Origin of the sequence: Pseudomonas sp. NPDC089422 (assembly GCF_044749405.1) — a bacterium.
Taxonomy (GTDB): Bacteria; Pseudomonadota; Gammaproteobacteria; order Pseudomonadales; family Pseudomonadaceae; genus Aquipseudomonas.
This window is the reverse complement of sequence record NZ_JBIVHW010000012.1, coordinates 57,507-74,612: the sequence shown is the minus strand read 5'-3', so window position 1 is coordinate 74,612 and position 17,106 is coordinate 57,507. Positions and strand designations below refer to the sequence as shown.

Genomic DNA, 17,106 nt, shown 5'->3' with positions numbered 1-17,106 from the left:
AGGCACCCATGAACGTCTACGTCGAGAACAACACCGAACAGAACCGCTGCTGGGTCCGCATGGACGACTGGCGGGTAAGTTTCGGCACGGCCGCTGAAGCCCGACAGTTTGTCGAGCGGCTCAACGCCCGCCTCAACGCCCCCCATTCGCTGGACATGCTGGCGGATTGGTCGCCCCGACCAGGCGTGACGGTCCGGGCGGATCTGCGATGTGCGAAGGAGGCCTGAACATGTCTGGCCAACTGAAAGTCACGTTGCTCGAGCAGCCTGCTTTGTTACAGACGTCCCCACCGGTTCACCTGAAACCCCTGGACACGCTGTGCCGCGATTGTCGGGTCAGCGGCTTGTGCCTGCCCACCGGTCTGCCCCTGCATGACAACAGCTGCCTGGGCGCGCTGATCGGGCCACGCATGCGCATCCGCAAAGGCGCGGCGCTGTTCAACGCCAATGCGCCGTTGACCACGCTCTATGCCGTGCGCTGTGGCAGTTTCAAGACCAGCCTGAACAGCGCCGAAGGCCAGGGTGTGGTGATCAACTTCTGGATGCCGGGTGACGTGCTCGGCCTGGACGCCATCGCCACCGACCACCATGTCTGCGACGCGATCGCCCTGGAAGACAGCGAAGTCTGCCCGGTCCCGTATCGTCGCCTGCAAGCGCTGGCACGCGATTTTCCAGTATTGCAGCAAAGCCTGAACCGCTTGATGAGCCGGGAGATCGTGCGTGAGCACGAGCGCGTGCTGATGCTGTGCAACCTCACCGCCGAGCAGCGCCTGGCCAGTTTTCTGGTCGGGCTGTCCAGGCGCTTCGTCAACCGTGGCTACTCCGCCCATGGCTTCATGTTACGCATGTCGCGCGAGGACATGGCGTCCTACCTGGGCCTGCGCCTGGAGACCGTATGTCGATCCGTCGCCCGCTTGCGTGCGCAAGGCATCGTCAGCCTGCGCGGCAGGCTGGTGGAAATACTCGACATGCCAGCCTTGATGGCGCTCGAGCAGGCCGGCCCTGACAGTGAACGCAAGCAAGCCCTGAAAGCGCCATCTTCAAAACGCTGAACAGGGCGGACAGACTCGTAGCCCGTGAAAATCAGACGGTTTTTCACGAGCCTCCCACTCAGCGAGGCGAGGTATCGTCAGTAAGTTGTTGGTTCTAAGCGATTAGCGCTGGTAGCTGCGTTTCTATCAACCCAGCGGCGGTAGTCTTCAATAGGGAGGAGTCGAGCTTGTTTCGGGGGACCCATTTGCAAGCGGTTATCTCATTGCAAGCAACTGGCTTAACGTCGTCATGAAGCTGGGTAGTGAAGACATGGTGTACGGTGTTGCCAACTCTCACGGTGCACAAAGACAGCAGGCTGTGTCCTGCAATAGAGGTCTCTTCCCGAAGTTCACGGGCAGCGGCTTCGATAGCGGTCTCGCCCGCCTCGATGGCTCCGCCTGGAAAGTTCCACTTTCCGCTCCTCTTGCGAACCAAGAGAATCTTGCCACCCTTTAGGCAGATTATCGTAGCCCTCGCCTTCAACTTTCGATCTTTCTCGTACCCCATGCGTACGCTCTGCTCTTCATCACCTGGTTCGTAACCGTAGCGCTAAAGTGCAACTGCACCTCTTCCGTGAAGACTCATCATTTCGACGATTCGTTCAACGTCAGAGGCACAGCCGGTAGCTGCTATTCGCGAACGCTAGGTATCGACCCATCGTACAGTTTGGGTATCGCCTCAGATTGAGCGCTGGTTTACCCGGGCAGAGAGTTGCTCGGCGTTTTCCTTGCGCTGCGAATAGCGATCGACCAGGAACGCCTGGCGGTCGCGCAGCAGGATGCGCGGTTTGTGCTTGCTGAAACGGGTTGCCGCGGGCGGCACATCGAACAGCGCGAGCTCGAGATTAGGCACTTGCTCGGACATGTTCCCTCTTGCTCAAAGGGTACCGATGCGGTCCAGCTCTTGCTTGAGCTGCTCACGGTCGAGGTGATCGAAAGGCAGTGCGAAGAAGGCCTGGCAGCGCGATTCGATGCGCGCCAGCGTGGCGCGGAATGCAGCGTCGACCGACGCTTCATCACCCACGACATCGGACGGATCCTCCAGCCCCCAATGCGACTTCAGTGCCGGGCCGAAATACACCGGGCACGCTTCGCCGGCCGCCTTGTCGCAAACGGTGATGACGATGTCAGGAGGGCAACCCTCGAACGCGTCGTTGCCCTTGCTGCTCAGCCCACCCGTCGAGATACCGGCCTGCTGCAAGGTGGTCAGGCTACGAGGCAACACTTGGCCTTTCGGAAAACTGCCGGAGCTGACGGCTTCAAACCCGTCAGGCGCCAGGTGATTGAACATGGCCTCGGAAAGAATGCTGCGGCAGCTGTTGGCCGTGCACATGAACAGGACTCGCATGAAGAACTCCTCCGCTGGGTGGCGGATGTCAGAGGCTCAGGCGCAACGCCAGAGCCGAAAGGGTGATCAACAGAACCGGCAGCGTCAGCAGGATGCCGACCTTGAAGTAGTAACCCCAGGTGATACGCATGCCCTTGCGTTCCAGTACGTGCAGCCAGAGCAACGTGGCGAGGCTGCCGATGGGGGTGATTTTCGGGCCGAGGTCACAGCCGATGACGTTGGCGTAGATCATCGCCTCGCGCACCAGTCCCTGCGCCTCGCTGGCCTGGATCGACAAGGCGCCGACCAGCACGCTGGGCATGTTGTTCATGACCGAGGACAGCAATGCGGCAATCAACCCGGTGCCGATGGCGGCACTCCACAGCCCTTGCTGCGCAAGGCGGTCGAGCAGCTGGGTAAGCATATCGGTGAGGCCGGCGTTCTTCAGCCCGTAGACCACCAGATACATGCCCAGCGAGAAGATCACCACCTGCCAGGGCGCTTCGCGCAGCACCCGACGGGTCGAGATGCGATGCCCGCGAGCGGCGACGGCAAAGAGGATCGCCGCACAGGCTGCGGCTACCGCACTGATCGGGATTCCCAGGGGTTCCAGGGCGAACAGGCCGATCAGCAGCATCAGCAGCACCCCGCCACCGACGTTGAAGGTGGCGCGGTCATGAATCGCCTCGCTGGGCATCTTCAGGGCCGCGACCTTGTACTGCTTCGGTATGTCACGGCGAAAATACAGGAACAGCACCAGCAAGGTTGCGGCCACGCTGGCCAGATTCACCGGCACCATCACCGAGGCGTATTCGCTGAAGCCCAGCCCGAAGTAGTCTGCCGAGACGATGTTCACCAGGTTGGAGACCACCAGCGGCAGGCTCGCCGTATCGGCGATGAAGCCAGCGGCCATGACGAAGGCCAGCGTCGCAGCAGGCGAGAAACGCAACGCGAGCAGGATCGCCATGACGATGGGCGTGAGGATCAGCGCCGCACCATCGTTGGCGAACAGCGCCGACACGGCAGCACCGAGCAGTACGCAGAAGGCGAACAGGCGGCCTCCGCTGCCGTTCGCCCAGCGTGCCACGTGCAGCGCGGCCCACTCGAAGAAACCGGCCTCGTCCAGCAGCAGGCTGATGATGATGACGGCGATGAAGGTGGCGGTGGCGTTCCAGACAATGGCCCACACGGTCGGGATGTCGTGCACAGAAACGGCACCCACCGCCAGGGCGATGAGGGCACCGAGTGCGGCGCTCCAGCCGACTCCAAGCCCTTTGGGCTGCCAGATGACCAGGATGAGGGTGAACACAAAGACGGCAATGGCGACCAGCATGAATATCTCGCTCGGTGATGATCAGCAGCAGGCAGCATCACGAACGGGGCGGCCGTTCATGTTCTGCAGGCGAAGGGTGTTCTCTGCCAACCATGACGCGTTGGCTTGCAGTGTCGCCTGCAAGATCTCGTGTACCCAGGCGGGAAGTGCCGGGTTGAGGCGGTAATACACCCATTGCCCCTGGCGGCGATCCAGTAGCATGCCGCTGCTGCGCAACTGCGCCAGGTGGCGGCTTATCTTGGGTTGGCTGTCGTTCAGCGCGCACATCAGTTCGCAGACACACAGCTCACCAAGGCTGGCGATCAGCAGGGTGGCGCGAGCACGGGTCTCGTCGGACAGGCTCTTGAAGACATCAGGCGGGGTAATCATGGCGACACCAATACATATGGAAAATCGAATATACGAATTTCCATATGTGGCGTGCAAGCACTTCTGGGTGGTCTGCTGACCGCCATGAAGTACGGTGTCTGCTTAGCAGCGGGGTTAGCTCGGTCGTACGCACCAGCGCATGACGAAACAGTTGATTTGGCACACCCATGAGCACATGTCGGGTGATGTCAAGGAAGGCGCGATCGCCGATGTGGGGGGTATACCGGAGAAGCGAATTGGGCGCTTTCCAGTTCTGGACGCGATCCTGGACTTGAAACGTCCGGATACTGCCGGTTATCAGTGATTTTCGCTGGAACGAAAAAAGGGCCCTAAGGCCCTTTTTCAACGATTTACAGACCCCCGTGGAAACCTGTAGATCTTTATTTGGAGCGGGAAACGAGACTCGAACTCGCGACCCCGACCTTGGCAAGGTCGTGCTCTACCAACTGAGCTATTCCCGCGTCGTGATGGGTGCCATTCTAGCGATATCTGAAACGGCGTCAACCCCTTGATTCAAAAAAAGTTTTATTTCTGCTCGGAGCCTTCGCGCAGGTGCGGCCAGGCGGCCAGCAGGTAGTGCACCATCGACCACAGGGTCAGTGCTGCCGCCACCAGCAGCAGGCCGTAGCCCAGCACCACCCAGAAGCTCACCACCGGCGGGTTGGCCAGCAGGATCACCAGCGCCAGCATCTGCGCCGCGGTCTTCCACTTGCCGAGGCTGGACACCGCCACATGCGCCCGTGCGCCCAGTTCGGCCATCCACTCGCGCAGCGCCGAAACGACGATTTCGCGGCCGATGATCACCGCCGCCGGCAGGGTCAGCCAGAAGTTGGCGTGAACCTGCACCAACAGTACCAGGGCCACGGCCACCATCAGCTTGTCGGCCACCGGGTCGAGGAAGGCGCCGAACGGTGTGCTCTGCTGCAGGCGACGCGCCAGGTAGCCGTCCAGCCAGTCAGTGGCGGCGGCGATGGCGAACACCGTGCTGGCGGCCATGTAGCTCCAGTGATAGGGCACATAGAACAGCAGGATGAAGATCGGGATGAGCAGGACGCGTAGAACGGTGAGCAGGTTTGGAATATTCATCGGTACGACTGGCTGCGGGTTGAGCCCGGCATTCTACTCGCTATGCAGGCTGGCATAAATCGACTCGGCAAGCTTTTTACTGATGCCGGGGGCTTTGGCGATCTCATCGATGCTGGCGCGGTTGAGCTCCTGCAGGCCGCCGAAGTGTTTCAGCAGGTCGCGACGGCGCTTGGGCCCTACCCCGGCGACGTCTTCCAGGCTCGAGGTACGGCGGGCCTTGCCGCGCCGGGCGCGGTGGCCGGTGATGGCAAAACGGTGGGCTTCGTCGCGGATCTGCTGGATCAGGTGCAGCGCCGGGTTGTCGCCCTTGAGGGTGAACTCGTGGGCCACGTCGTTGAGGTACAGGGTCTCGAAGCCGGCCTTGCGGGTCACGCCCTTGGCCACGCCGAGCAGGGTCAGGTCGGTGAAGGCCAGTTCCTGCATCACTTCGCGGGCCATGTTCAGCTGGCCCTTGCCGCCGTCCACCAGCAGCACGTCGGGCAACTTGCCCTCGCCGTCCTTGATCCGCCCGTAACGGCGGGTCAGGGCCTGGTGCATGGCGGCATAGTCGTCGCCACCGGTGACGCCTTCGATGTTGAAGCGGCAGTAATCCGACTTGATCGGGCCCTCCGGGCCGAATACCACGCAGCTGGCCACCGTGGCTTCGCCGCTGGAGTGGCTGATGTCATAGCATTCCAGGCGCTGCGGCACTTCATCCAGGCCGAGCACTTCGGCCAAAGCCTCGAAGCGTGCGGCCATGTGCTGGCGGTTGGCCAGGCGGGCATTGAGCGCCTGCTCGGCGTTGGTCACCGCCAGTTGCTGCCAGCGCGCACGGGTGCCGCGCACGCGATGGCTGATGGTCAGCTCGCGACCGCGCAGGCTCTGCACGGCTTCGGTGATGGCCTCAAAGTCCTCGTGGACCACGTTGACGATCAGCTCGCCAGGCAGCTCGCGCTCGGCATTGCCCAGATAGTACTGCGACAGGAACGCGGCCATGACTTCGGCCACCTCCTCCTCGATGCCCACCTGCGGGAAGAAGTTCTTGCTGCCCAGTACCCGGCCGCCCCGCACGCTGATCAGGTGTACGCAGGCACCGCCCGGGTTGACGAAGGCGGCGACCACATCGACATCGCCAGAGCCGCCTTCGATGTACTGCTGGTCCTGGACCCGGCGCAACAAGGCAATCTGGTCGCGCAGTTCGGCGGCCTTCTCGAAATTGAGGGCCATGGCCGCCTTTTCCATTTCCTCGTTGAGTTCGTTGCCCAACTGCTGGCTGCGCCCTTCGAGGAACATCACCGAGTGACGCACATCCTCGGCATATTCCTCGGCCGTGACCAGGTTGGTGCACGGGCCTTTGCAGCGCTTGATCTGGTATTGCAGGCACGGGCGGGTACGGTTGGCGAAATAGCTGTCTTCACACTGGCGCACGGAAAAGGCTTTCTGCAGCAGGCTGAGGCTTTCGCGAATGGCGCCCGCACTGGGGTATGGCCCGAAATAGCGCCCTTTGGCTTTCTTCGCCCCACGATGAATGCCCAGGCGCGGGAATTCGCCATCCGACAGGAACACGTACGGATAGGACTTATCGTCGCGCAACAGAATGTTGTACGGCGGGCGCCACTGCTTGATCAGGTTCTGCTCGAGCAGCAGCGCCTCGGTCTCGTTGGCGGTGATGGTGGTTTCGACCTGGGCGATGCGCCCCACCAGCGCGGCGGTTTTCGGCGCCAGGCCGGTTTTGCGGAAATAGCTGGCCAGGCGCTTCTTGAGGTTCTTGGCCTTGCCCACATAGAGCAGGCGCGCCTCGGCGTCGAACATCCGGTAAACGCCCGGGCGACCACTGCAGGTCGCGAGGAATGCGCTGGCATCAAAGACTTGTGACATGAAGGTTTACAGGCTTGCGTCAACCATACCGTGGCGAACGGCCAGCAAGGTCAGTTCGACGTCGCTGGTGACCGAGAGTTTTTCGAAGATCCGATAACGGTAAGTATTGACGGTCTTGGGCGACAGGCACAACTTGTCGGAGATGATCTGCACTTTCTGGCAGCCGACAATCATCAGGGCGATCTGGATTTCCCGCTCCGACAGCGCATCGAACGGCGACGCTTGCGGCTGGAACGACTTGAGCGCCAACTGCTGGGCAATCTGCGGGCTGATGTAGCGCTGGCCGGCAAATGCCAGGCGAATGGCCTGGACCATTTCGTCCAGCCCTGCGCCCTTGGTCAGGTAACCGGCGGCACCGGCCTGCATCAGGCGGGTGGGGAACGGGTCTTCTTCACACACGGTAACCGCTACCACCTTGATGTCAGGGTGGCTGCGCAGCAGCTTGCGGGTGGCTTCCAGGCCACCGATCCCAGGCATCTTCACGTCCATCAGCACGACGTCAGGCTTCAGTTCCCGGGCGAGTTTCAGTGCCGACTCGCCCGAATCCGCCTCACCCACCACCTGCAGGCCGTCGATATCGGCCAGCATGCGGGTAATACCGGTTCGAACCAGATCGTGATCGTCGACCACTAGGACCCTAATCAAGCAGACACCTCGTCAACAGGGCGATTGGATCCCGCCACCTTAACAAAATTTTTCATAGCGGACCTAGCGTAAAACTTCCGTCAGAAACGTCTGACGCTCAGGACGCGGTTTCCGTGCTGGCTCACTGCTGCTGCCCTCACCCACCAGGCGTCCCAACAGATGCCACAACGCCGCCTTGTCGGCCGCCGGCAATCGCCGAAAGGCGCCCAGCAGACCGCTTTCGTCCGGCGACAGGCTTTCCAGCGGTGCCGGCGTGCGCTCACCGCTGAGCACATACAACGCATCCACCCCCCGGATCGCCAGTGCCGCCAGGTAGTCCGCCCGCGGCGTGCGCTCACCGCTCTCGTACTTACCCTGGGCATTGGGCTCGACGCCGCCGATATCACCGAATACCCGCTGGGTCATGCCCAGCCGTTCACGCTCTTCCCGCAGACGTGGACCGAGTCCTTTCATATGACGTTTCTCCTGATTCCTTTGCCGTCATGGGTTCCGCTCACAATCCTGTCAGCAGATGCAGACTGTGGAGTCACTATGCCCATCAGCGGCCAGCGTCGCAAGCCAGTATTGCGCCACCAGCCTGCCCTGCGGGGCCTTGATTTACAGGGGTTTTATACGCCCCGGCCGTGCACTCCAGGCCGCAAAGCACGAGGCAGAAACCGCCAGGGCGCCACGCCTTTGGCGTCACTTTATTGCCACGAAGCGGATTATCATTTTTTTGACGCCCAACTAACAACAACTTTAACTTATTGATTTACAACGGTTTTTTAACTTTCACAGAGAAGGTGTAAGTTATTTTCAAATAAGCGAATATCAAGGCTTGCAATAAAAATAAAAACGCCTTTAGGCTGTAAAAAGACAACTAAGAAACAGCCTGCAACGCCACTTCCGAGCGCGGCTTACTTCTGCGCGTCTGCCATTTCGACAACTTCATGAACGATGTATCTCGGCCGGCTTTGCCGTGCCCCAGGGAGAGGGACCTATGAACATCAGTATCTTTGGACTTGGCTATGTTGGCGCCGTCTGCGCGGGATGCCTGTCGGCCCGCGGCCACAATGTGCTGGGGGTGGACATTTCCCCGGCGAAAATCGAACTGATCAACCAGGGCAAGTCGCCCATCGTCGAGCCGGGCCTGGAACAGCTGCTGCAGGACGGCGTCAGCAAGGGCCGCCTGCGCGGCACCACCGACGTGCAGGCGGCGATCCTCGCCACGGACCTGTCGCTGCTGTGCGTCGGCACCCCGAGCAAGAAGAACGGCGACCTGGACCTGGTGTACATGGAAGCGGTCTGCCGGGAAATCGGCAGCGCCCTGCGCGACAAGGGCAGCCGCCACACCGTGGTGGTACGCAGTACCGTGCTGCCAGGCACGGTGAAGAACGTGGTGGTGCCGATCCTCGAGCAGTATTCGGGCAAACAGGCCGGCGTCGACTTCGGCGTGGCGGTCAACCCGGAATTCCTGCGCGAGAGCACGGCGATCCAGGACTACGACTTCCCGGCCATGACCGTGATTGGCGAACTCGACAGCCAGTCGGGCGACCTCCTCGCGTCGCTGTACAGCGAGCTCGACGCACCGGTTATCCGCAAGCCGATCGAAGTCGCCGAGATGATCAAGTACACCTGCAACGTGTGGCACGCGGCCAAGGTTACCTTCGCCAACGAGATCGGCAACATCGCCAAGGCTGCTGGCGTCGATGGCCGCGAGGTGATGGATGTGGTCTGCCAGGATCACAAGCTCAACCTGTCGCGCTACTACCTTCGCCCGGGCTTCGCCTTCGGCGGCTCGTGCCTGCCCAAGGACGTGCGCGCCCTCACCTATCGTGCCGCCAGCCTGGATGTGAAGGCGCCGCTGCTCGACTCGCTGATGGCCAGCAACGCCTCGCAGGTGCAGAACGCCTTCGACCTCATCGAGCGCCAGGACAAACGCAAGATCGCCCTGCTCGGACTGGCCTTCAAGGCCGGCACCGACGACCTGCGCGAAAGCCCCCTGGTGGAACTGGCCGAGCGCCTGATCGGCAAGGGCTACCAGTTGCACATCTTCGACGAGAACGTCGAGTACGCCCGGGTGCACGGGGCCAACAAGGAATACATCGAAGCGAAGATCCCGCATGTTTCGTCGCTGCTGCACAGCGACCTGCAACAGGTGATCGATGACGCCGAGGTGATCGTCCTGGGCAACAACGACCCGCGCTTTGCCAGCGCCCTGCAAGCCGGCCACGGCAAACAGGTGATCGACCTGGTCGGCTTCATGCCCGGCCTGAGCGACAGCCGCACCCAAGGCATCTGCTGGTAACCGACCCGGCACCTACCGCGCGCCACCCACCACAGGCTTACGCCTGGGCGGGGTGGCGCGCGGGCACCGCAAAAACAGGAGTCAAGGCGACATGGATCGACAGCAACCGCCCTTCGTGGCACCCGGCTACCTGCGCGCAGGCGCCAGCTTCTTCGGCTGGGCGTGCCTCGCCGGGCTGATCGCGCTGGCGTCGGAGATGGTCGCACCGCAGTACCTGGACCCGAACCATCACCTGTTCATTTTCATTATCGGCACGCTGGGCATGTGGCGCTATGGCAACGCCATCGTCCACTACCTGCGCGGCATGTACTTCCTGCATTGGAAGTTCCCGCGCCTGCGCCGGCAGGTCGACCGCCTGGGCGATGCCGCACTGCCCTCGCACATGTTCATGGTGGTGACCAGCTTCCGCATCCCCACCACGACCACGTTCAAGGTCTACCAGTCAGTGTTCCAGGAAGTGCAACGGCTGAACGTGCCGTGCACGGTGATCGCCTCGATCGTCGAGAAAGGTGACGAGACCTTCATCAAGGAGATCATGCGCAACGAGGTCAAGGACCGCGACGACATCAAGCTGGTGATCGTTCGCGCCCGTGGCACCGGCAAGCGTGACGGTCTGGCCCATGCCTTCCGTGCGCTGTCGCGGCAGATGCCGCTGAATGACGCGGTGGTCGGCGTGGTCGACGGCGACACCATGATGCTGCCCGGTTGTGTCGAGCGTGCGGTCAAGCTGTTCGCCGTGCTGCCAGACGTAGGTGGCCTGACCACCAATGAATTCTGCGAAGTCGAAGGCAGCCGCTGGATGCGCCAGTGGCACTCGATGCGCTTCGTCCAGCGCCACATCAACATGTGCTCGATGGCGCTGTCACACCGGGTGCTGACCCTGACCGGGCGGCTGTCGTTCTTCCGCGCCGAAGTGATGACCGACCCCGAGTTCATCCGCGACGTCGAAGCCGACTTCCTCGAACACTGGCGCCTGGGCCGCTTCCAGTTCCTCACCGGTGACGACAAGTCGAGCTGGCTGAGCCTGATGCGCGCCGGCTGGAACACCTTCTACGTGCCCGACAGCCACACCCTGACCGTCGAGCACCCGCCCAGCGACAGCTTCTGGATCGCCACCCGCCAGCTGATGTTCCGCTGGTACGGCAACTCGCTGCGGCAGAACTTCCGCGCCACCGCCCTGCTCGGCCGCGCGCGCCTGGGGCTGTTCACCTTGTACGTGCTGTTCGACCAGCGTGTGTCGATGTGGACCTGCCTGATGGGGTTGACCGCCTCGGTGGTGGCCGGCCTGGTGTTCGGCATCCAGTACCTGCTGGTGTACCTGTTCTGGGTACTGATCTCGCGCAGCCTGGTGACGGTGCTGTTCGTCTTTGCCGGCCACCCGGTCAGCCCGATGTACCCCTTCGTTCTCTATTACAACCAGATCGTCGGTTCGCTGATGAAGGTCTACGCGATGTTCCACATGGACCAGCAAAGCTGGACGCGGCAGAAGACCACCCTGGCCACTGGCAGCGTCGACTTTGACGCCAGCCTCAACCGCTGGTCCTCGAAGGCGATGCTGTGCTCGTCGATCGCCATCTTCTTCGGGGTCATCACCGTTCTTTTAGAACTCTCGCAACGTTAAGGAAAGGCGCCTGCACATGAGTACCACGAACATTCCCGCGGCCCCGGGCAAGACAGCGGCCAACATCGTCCACGAAGCGGTCGACGAGCGCCAGTACGTGCGCACCCGGATGAACGCGCGGGTGCGCCTGGCCAGTGCCGGGCAGGCCCCGTTCGAAGTGGCCCTGCAGGACATCTCGCTGGGTGGCCTGGGCCTGACCCACGACGCGCCGCTGAAAGTCGGCACACTGTACGACGCCTCGATCCGCCTGCGCCTGAACCAGGTGGACCTGAACATCGACAGCAAGATCCGCATCGTTTCCCAGCGCGGCAGCGAAGTGGGCGCGCAGTTCGTCGAGCTCGATGCGCAGAAGCGCGACATCCTGCGCTACCTGATCAGCGCCTACATGTCCGGCGAGATTGCCGACATCAATGGCCTGTTCAATGTCATGCAGCGCGAGAACTACATCAAGGAGCGCAAGCACAAGTACGCCAGCGCACGCACCCCGAGCGCCCGCCTCAAGGCCCTGACCGGCACCTTGCTGTACACCGCCGCCGGCGTCGCCGCGCTGGCCTTCGTCGGCTACAAGGGCTACCTGCTGTTCTTCCGCATCCCGGCACTGCAGGCCCAGGTGGCGACCAACGCCCAGGTCATCAGCATGCCCGACAACGGCTATGTGAAGTACCTGCTGCCCGCCGGCGCCACCGAAGTGCAGGCCGGCCAGCCGCTGGCCAGCGTCTCCACGCAGCTGGCCACCAGCTTCACCAGCCCGGCCGACATGAAGGCGGTTGCCGACCTGTCACCGGGCGACCTGCAGACCCTGCTCGGCCGCGCCACCATCGAGACGGTGATCAACAGCCCGTGCGACTGCACGGTCTACTACCCGAACCAGCGCCTGGACGGCTACGGCTACAAGGAAGCCCCGCTGATGCACCTGCTGCCCAAGGACCAGGGCCTGTTCGTGCGCGCCAACGTGCCGTTCGACAAGCTCGCCGATGTCGACCGGGTGAAGTCGGTGGACATGCAGGTGTTCGGCCTCGACCAGCACTACAGCGGCAAGGTGGTCGACGCCCGGGTCGACGAGGTCAACCGCAACCTGGCGCTGACCATCCAGCCTGACAGCCCGCTGCCGGCCGCTGCCTACCAGAAAGCGGTGGCGGTGGACCTGTTCATGGGCCTGCCGTTCGGCGCAGCGCGCTAAGCGCCGAGGACGATGACGCCATGACCGCCAATATGCCTCCCCGCCTGCTGCTGGCCGGCCTGGCCCTGGCCTGCGCAACCACAGCCAGCGCCGGGCAGAGCCTGGAGCAGATCCGCTACGCGCTGTACAAGGACCCGTCGGCCGAAGTCACCGCCGACCTGCGCGAACTGGCTGCCCGTGGCGACCTGGCCAGTACATTGCTGCTTGGCGATGTGCTGGCCGGGCGCGAAGACGCCAGCCGCGCAGAAGTGCTGGCGCTGTACCAGAAGGCCTTTGCCGACGGCCATGGCATGGTCCCGGCACTGGCTTCGCTGGCCCGCCTGATCGACCGCACCCCAAGCCTGCGCGAGGCGCAGCGCCCGTGGATGGCACAGGCACTGACGCGCTACCCGGCCAACCTCGACCCGCGCAACACCAGCACCACGCTCGAAGTGTTCCTGACTTACCCTGAGCTGGTCGATACCGCCCAGGCGGCCCAGCTGCTGGCACTGTACGAGCAGGCCTGCCTGCTCAACTGCCGCCCCGAGCTGTACCACGCCGTGCTCGCCGAGCGCCAGGGCGACCGCGCCAGCGCCGAGCGCTGGTATCGCCAGGCGGTGCGCGTGGACGCGCGCGCCGTAGACCGCTACTACGCCTTCCTCGGCGAGCAGCAGGACCGCCTGTTCCCGCCGTTCGCCGACCAGCTCGAACCTGAGCGCGAGCAGTTGCCGGTGGAGATCATCCACCGCGTCGCCGCGCTGCTCGACAGCATCAGCAGCGTGCAGCGCGCCGAACAGGAAGCCGACCGCTACGAGAACCAGGCCCTCGCGCCCGGCGCCGAGAAGCTGCCGCCAAGCCCGGAACAACTGGCCCGGGAAAAAGCCCAGAGCGATGCGCTGAACCTGGCCACCGCCCGGGTCCAGCGCTGGCGCGATGTGGCCGTGGCCCGTGGTTTCGTGCCGGCCATGGTGTCCAAGGCCAACTACATGATCTCCAACCCGACCGAGCACAACGCCGAGGAAACCCAGGCGCTGATCGACCAGGTGCGCGAGCGCGAGCCGACCCGGGCCAAGGCCCTGCAGGCGCAGTTCTACATGGTCAACAACTGGCTGACCCTGGACCCGGACAAGGCCCGCGCACTGATCGACGAGTTGCGCGCCAGCGGCTACCCGGGTGCCGGCCTGCTGCTGGGCGAGTACTACAGCAAGGGCGTCGAGGACCAGCCCGACCAGGAGAAGGCCCTGGCGCTGTTCCAGGCCGAAGCCGACAAGGGCAACACCGCCGCCTGGTACCGCATGGCCACCCTGCACGCCTACGGCCGTGCCCTGTGCCACGACCCGGTCAAGGCCTACACCTACGCCCGCGTGGCCCTCGACCTGGGTGAACGCAGCGCGCGCAGCCTGATCAAGCGCCTGGAAAAGACCCTGCCAAAGGATGACATCGAGCGTGCCCTGGCCGCTCGCAACGGGCTGTTCAAGGAGGCCACCCTGTGAAAGCGCATCACCCCCTGTTCGGCGCCCTGCTGGCCCTGGCGCCGTTGCCAGCGGCCTTCGCCGCAGAAGAAATCACCGGCCCCGAAGCCGACAGCAACGAACCGGTGCGCGTCGCCGCGCTGGATGGCAGCGAGCCGGTGATCACCTCGGAAGTGTTCAACAAGCTCACCGTGCAGACCGGCTACGGCCCCGAAGACTCCCAGGTCGGCAGCGACCGCGAGATGTTCTACAGCCTGCGTTACGAGCCATCGTTCGCCTGGTACTCGCCGGAAAAGCGCTGGGCCAAATGGATGGTCTACGGCCGCCTGTGGTTGAACTACGACTCCAGCCAGTCGAGCAACCTGACCAACGAAGCGTCCAACGCCAACGAACGCGAGCAGCCCGAAGGCTGGTACGCCGAATTGCGCGAGCTGTACGTCAAGCGCAACCTGATCGGCGACGACCCGCGCTTCTCCGCCTCGTTCGGCCGCCAGCGCTTCTATGACGACTACGGGATCTGGTGGGACGACAGCCTCGAATCGCTGCGCTTCAACTATCAGGACACCTTCAGCGAGGCGTTCTTCGCCGTCGGCCAGAAGTTCCACAACTACAACACCGACGTCAACCGCCTGGCCGACAGCGAAGAGCGCACCACCTACCTGATGGGCCAGTACGCCTACCGCTGGAGCCAGAACAACCAGGTCGGTGTGCGCCTGATGCACGAGAACGACCACAGCGGCCACGACGCCGACGACCGCTACGACTTCAAGGGCATGCGCTACGGGCTGTTCTTCAAGGGCGACAACCTCGCCTACCCGGTGCTCAGCGACTACCACCTGGAACTGGCAGCGCTGGATGGCAAGATGGACAACACCGACGGCAACGGCGTCACCACCACTGGCCACAGCAGCAAGGGCTGGGCGGTGCTCGGCGAAGTCGGCAAGCGCTTCGACGACCTGGCGTGGACCCCGCGCGTGGCGCTGCGCGGCGGCCTGACCGACAAGCCCAGCGACGAGAACGACGGCTTCCGCCTGAACGCCATCCAGTCCGACCGCATCACCCGCACCGGCTCCTACAGCACCCGCCTGACCAGTTCGTTCGTTGCCCTCGACCTGCGCAACCTGAGCTACTACGGCTTCGCCGTGGAGACCCGCCCCACCCCGCGCAGCGCGCTGGACCTGCGAGTGACCCAACTCGACCTGCGCGATGCCGACGGCACCCTGCCGATCCGCATGAACGGCGATCAACGCGCCGAGCGCAACCGCGCCATCAGCCAAGGCAGCAACGGCAACGGGCGCAATGTCGGGCAGATGATCGACCTCAACTACTACTGGAAGATGTTTCCGGTGGCTATCGATGGCAAGCACCTGGACGTCAACGCGCTGGTCAGCGCCAGTTACCTCAATGCCGGCAGTGCATTGGAAACCGGCGATGACTACCAGCTGAGCGTCGGCGTGGTGATCAGTTACTAAGGAAGGGCCGTGCCATGATCTTCGCCTCCAACGTGTTCCTGTTCCTCTACTTGCCGCTGTTCCTGGCCGTGTATTTCCTGGCGAAGGCGCAGTGGCGCTCCACGGTGATCGTGGCTGCCAGCTACATCTTCTATGCCTGGTGGCGGCCAGACTTCCTGCTGCTGTTCGTCGGCATCACCTACTGGAACTACTGGTTCGGCCTACGCATCAAGGCACGCCTGGACGCGGGCGACAAAACCATGGCCCTGCGCCTCTTGTGGATCGGCATCGCCGGCAACCTGTCGACCCTGGGCTACTTCAAGTACGCCAACTTCGGTGCCGAGGTGCTGGCCCTGCTGCTGGCGCCGCTGGGCATCAACACCTGGACGCTGGAGAACATCTTCCTGCCGCTGGGCATTTCGTTCTACGTGTTCCATGCCCTGAGCTACATCGTCGACATCTACCGCAAGGACGCCACGCCAACGCGCAACTTCATCGACTTCGCCGCCTTCGTCGCGCTGTTCCCGCACCTGGTGGCCGGGCCGATCCTGCGCTACAGCCAGCTGGCACCCCAGCTGCGCGAACGCACCCATTCGCTGGAGCTGTTCTCGCTTGGCGTGTGCCGCTTCATGCTCGGCTTCATCATGAAGGTGCTGATCGCCGACCGCCTGGCGCCGATCAACGTGCTGTTCGTCAGCGAAGGCACACTGCAGTTCAGCGATGCCTGGTTCGGCCTGGTGATCTCGACCCTGCAGCTGTACTTCGACTTTGCCGGCTACAGCCACATGGCCCTGGGCCTGGCGCTGATGATGGGCTTCCGCTTCCCGGAAAACTTCAACCAGCCCTATGTCTCGCAGAGCATCACCGAGTTCTGGGCACGCTGGCACATGACCCTGGCGCACTTCCTGCGCGACTACGTGTACATGCCACTGGTGCGCAAGCGCGTGGCCGGTGCCTTGCCGGCGCTGATCTGGACCATGCTGCTGTCGGGCCTGTGGCACGGGGCGAGCTTCGCCTTCATCTGCTGGGGCCTGTTCTTCGGCGTGGGCATGGTGATCGAGCGCAAGTTCAACCTGGCGACCAAGGTCAGCACGCCCTACCACCTGGGCCGCAACCTGCGCACCGGGCTGCTGATCCTGCTGAGCATGCCGCTGTTCTTCACCATGGACCTGCGCCACAGCATCGACATCTACCAGGCGCTGTTCGGCCTCAACGGCTTCGGTTCGCTGGAGCTGTACGTGCTTGGCGCCTCGAAGATGGCCATGGCCTTCGCCCTGGTGGCGCTGGCCTGGCTGGTACTGGCCGGGATCAACAACGTGCGTTTCTACGCCGGCAACAAGGACGGCTACTTCATGCGCCATGTCGGCGCGCTGCACAGCGTGCTGCTGTGGGGCGGCTTCCTGCTGGCGCTGAGCAGCCTGGCGGCCAACTCGTTTTCGCCCTTCCTGTATTTCCAGTTCTAGGAGACG

17 protein-coding genes, 1 tRNA gene and 1 pseudogene are annotated in these 17,106 nt (G+C 63.2%); 9 read left to right on the top strand and 10 right to left on the bottom strand.

Translation table 11 applies throughout. The features are described 5' to 3' along the window. The first annotated feature begins 8 nt into the window (after window positions 1-8). Together ACIPZ8_RS21575 and ACIPZ8_RS21570 are read left to right on the top strand one after the other, a co-directional pair. Complete coding sequence (locus ACIPZ8_RS21575) at window positions 9-227, top strand: hypothetical protein (RefSeq protein ID WP_400727259.1); 219 nt, start codon at window positions 9-11, stop codon at window positions 225-227. A 2-nt stretch (window positions 228-229) separates the two neighbouring features. Next, window positions 230-1,051 (top strand): helix-turn-helix domain-containing protein, encoded by an 822-nt coding sequence (locus ACIPZ8_RS21570; RefSeq protein ID WP_400727256.1) that lies wholly within the window; start codon window positions 230-232, stop codon window positions 1,049-1,051. A gap of 94 nt (window positions 1,052-1,145) precedes the next feature. On the opposite strand, the gene ACIPZ8_RS21565 is transcribed toward ACIPZ8_RS21570, so the two are convergent. The 5 genes and pseudogenes from ACIPZ8_RS21565 to ACIPZ8_RS21545 all read right to left on the bottom strand — a co-directional run bounded on the left by ACIPZ8_RS21565 (window position 1,146) and on the right by ACIPZ8_RS21545 (window position 4,059). Next, complete coding sequence (locus ACIPZ8_RS21565) at window positions 1,146-1,538, bottom strand: NUDIX hydrolase (RefSeq protein ID WP_400727253.1); 393 nt, start codon at window positions 1,536-1,538, stop codon at window positions 1,146-1,148. Between the two features lie 171 nt (window positions 1,539-1,709). Further along, window positions 1,710-1,811: pseudogene (locus ACIPZ8_RS21560) on the bottom strand (arsenical resistance protein ArsH); the annotation flags it as partial. 96 nt (window positions 1,812-1,907) lie between these two features. Then, a complete protein-coding gene (locus ACIPZ8_RS21555) occupies window positions 1,908-2,378 on the bottom strand; it encodes an arsenate reductase ArsC (protein ID WP_400727250.1) in 471 nt (156 codons plus the stop codon). A gap of 28 nt (window positions 2,379-2,406) precedes the next feature. After that, complete coding sequence (locus ACIPZ8_RS21550) at window positions 2,407-3,690, bottom strand: arsenic transporter (RefSeq protein ID WP_400727247.1); 1,284 nt, start codon at window positions 3,688-3,690, stop codon at window positions 2,407-2,409. A gap of 21 nt (window positions 3,691-3,711) precedes the next feature. Then, window positions 3,712-4,059 carry a metalloregulator ArsR/SmtB family transcription factor gene (locus tag ACIPZ8_RS21545; protein ID WP_400727244.1) on the bottom strand — a complete coding sequence of 116 codons (348 nt, stop codon included), beginning with the start codon at window positions 4,057-4,059 and terminating at the stop codon, window positions 3,712-3,714. A 139-nt stretch (window positions 4,060-4,198) separates the two neighbouring features. Here ACIPZ8_RS21545 and ACIPZ8_RS21540 point away from each other — a divergent pair, with 139 nt between their 5' ends. Beyond that, window positions 4,199-4,363: a hypothetical protein gene (locus ACIPZ8_RS21540; RefSeq protein WP_400727241.1), complete on the top strand. Its 165-nt coding sequence runs from the start codon at window positions 4,199-4,201 to the stop codon at window positions 4,361-4,363. Between the two features lie 81 nt (window positions 4,364-4,444). Here the strand turns inward: ACIPZ8_RS21540 and ACIPZ8_RS21535 are convergent. The 5 genes from ACIPZ8_RS21535 to ACIPZ8_RS21515 form a co-directional block, all read right to left on the bottom strand. Beyond that, window positions 4,445-4,520 (bottom strand) — tRNA-Gly (locus tag ACIPZ8_RS21535). 64 nt (window positions 4,521-4,584) lie between these two features. After that, a complete protein-coding gene (pgsA, locus tag ACIPZ8_RS21530) occupies window positions 4,585-5,145 on the bottom strand; it encodes a CDP-diacylglycerol--glycerol-3-phosphate 3-phosphatidyltransferase (protein WP_027920568.1) in 561 nt (186 codons plus the stop codon). A gap of 33 nt (window positions 5,146-5,178) precedes the next feature. Beyond that, complete coding sequence (uvrC, locus tag ACIPZ8_RS21525; protein ID WP_400727238.1) at window positions 5,179-7,002, bottom strand: excinuclease ABC subunit UvrC; 1,824 nt, start codon at window positions 7,000-7,002, stop codon at window positions 5,179-5,181. Window positions 7,003-7,008: 6 nt separating this feature from the next. Next, entirely contained in the window at window positions 7,009-7,647 is a 639-nt protein-coding gene (gene uvrY, locus ACIPZ8_RS21520; RefSeq protein ID WP_054884910.1) for a UvrY/SirA/GacA family response regulator transcription factor, read from the bottom strand. Window positions 7,648-7,710: 63 nt separating this feature from the next. Next, window positions 7,711-8,100, bottom strand: a complete 390-nt coding sequence (locus tag ACIPZ8_RS21515) for a helix-turn-helix domain-containing protein (RefSeq protein ID WP_400727234.1) — start codon at window positions 8,098-8,100, stop codon at window positions 7,711-7,713. 526 nt (window positions 8,101-8,626) lie between these two features. Here ACIPZ8_RS21515 and ACIPZ8_RS21510 point away from each other — a divergent pair. From ACIPZ8_RS21510 to ACIPZ8_RS21485, 6 genes are all read left to right on the top strand, one after another. Then, window positions 8,627-9,934: a nucleotide sugar dehydrogenase gene (locus ACIPZ8_RS21510; protein ID WP_400727232.1), complete on the top strand. Its 1,308-nt coding sequence runs from the start codon at window positions 8,627-8,629 to the stop codon at window positions 9,932-9,934. A gap of 91 nt (window positions 9,935-10,025) precedes the next feature. Further along, entirely contained in the window at window positions 10,026-11,555 is a 1,530-nt protein-coding gene (locus ACIPZ8_RS21505) for a glycosyltransferase (RefSeq protein WP_400727229.1), read from the top strand. A gap of 16 nt (window positions 11,556-11,571) precedes the next feature. Next, the gene (locus ACIPZ8_RS21500) at window positions 11,572-12,735 is read left to right on the top strand and encodes a PilZ domain-containing protein (protein WP_400727227.1); all 1,164 of its coding nucleotides are present in this window, start codon (window positions 11,572-11,574) and stop codon (window positions 12,733-12,735) included. A 20-nt stretch (window positions 12,736-12,755) separates the two neighbouring features. Further along, entirely contained in the window at window positions 12,756-14,207 is a 1,452-nt protein-coding gene (locus ACIPZ8_RS21495) for a tetratricopeptide repeat protein (RefSeq protein WP_400727225.1), read from the top strand. Then, complete coding sequence (locus ACIPZ8_RS21490) at window positions 14,204-15,658, top strand: alginate export family protein (RefSeq protein ID WP_400727222.1); 1,455 nt, start codon at window positions 14,204-14,206, stop codon at window positions 15,656-15,658. Before ACIPZ8_RS21495 ends, ACIPZ8_RS21490 begins: the two co-directional genes overlap by 4 nt. Window positions 15,659-15,672: 14 nt before the next feature. Then, a complete protein-coding gene (locus tag ACIPZ8_RS21485; RefSeq protein WP_400727219.1) occupies window positions 15,673-17,100 on the top strand; it encodes an MBOAT family O-acyltransferase in 1,428 nt (475 codons plus the stop codon). The last annotated feature ends 6 nt before the right edge of the window (window positions 17,101-17,106 follow it).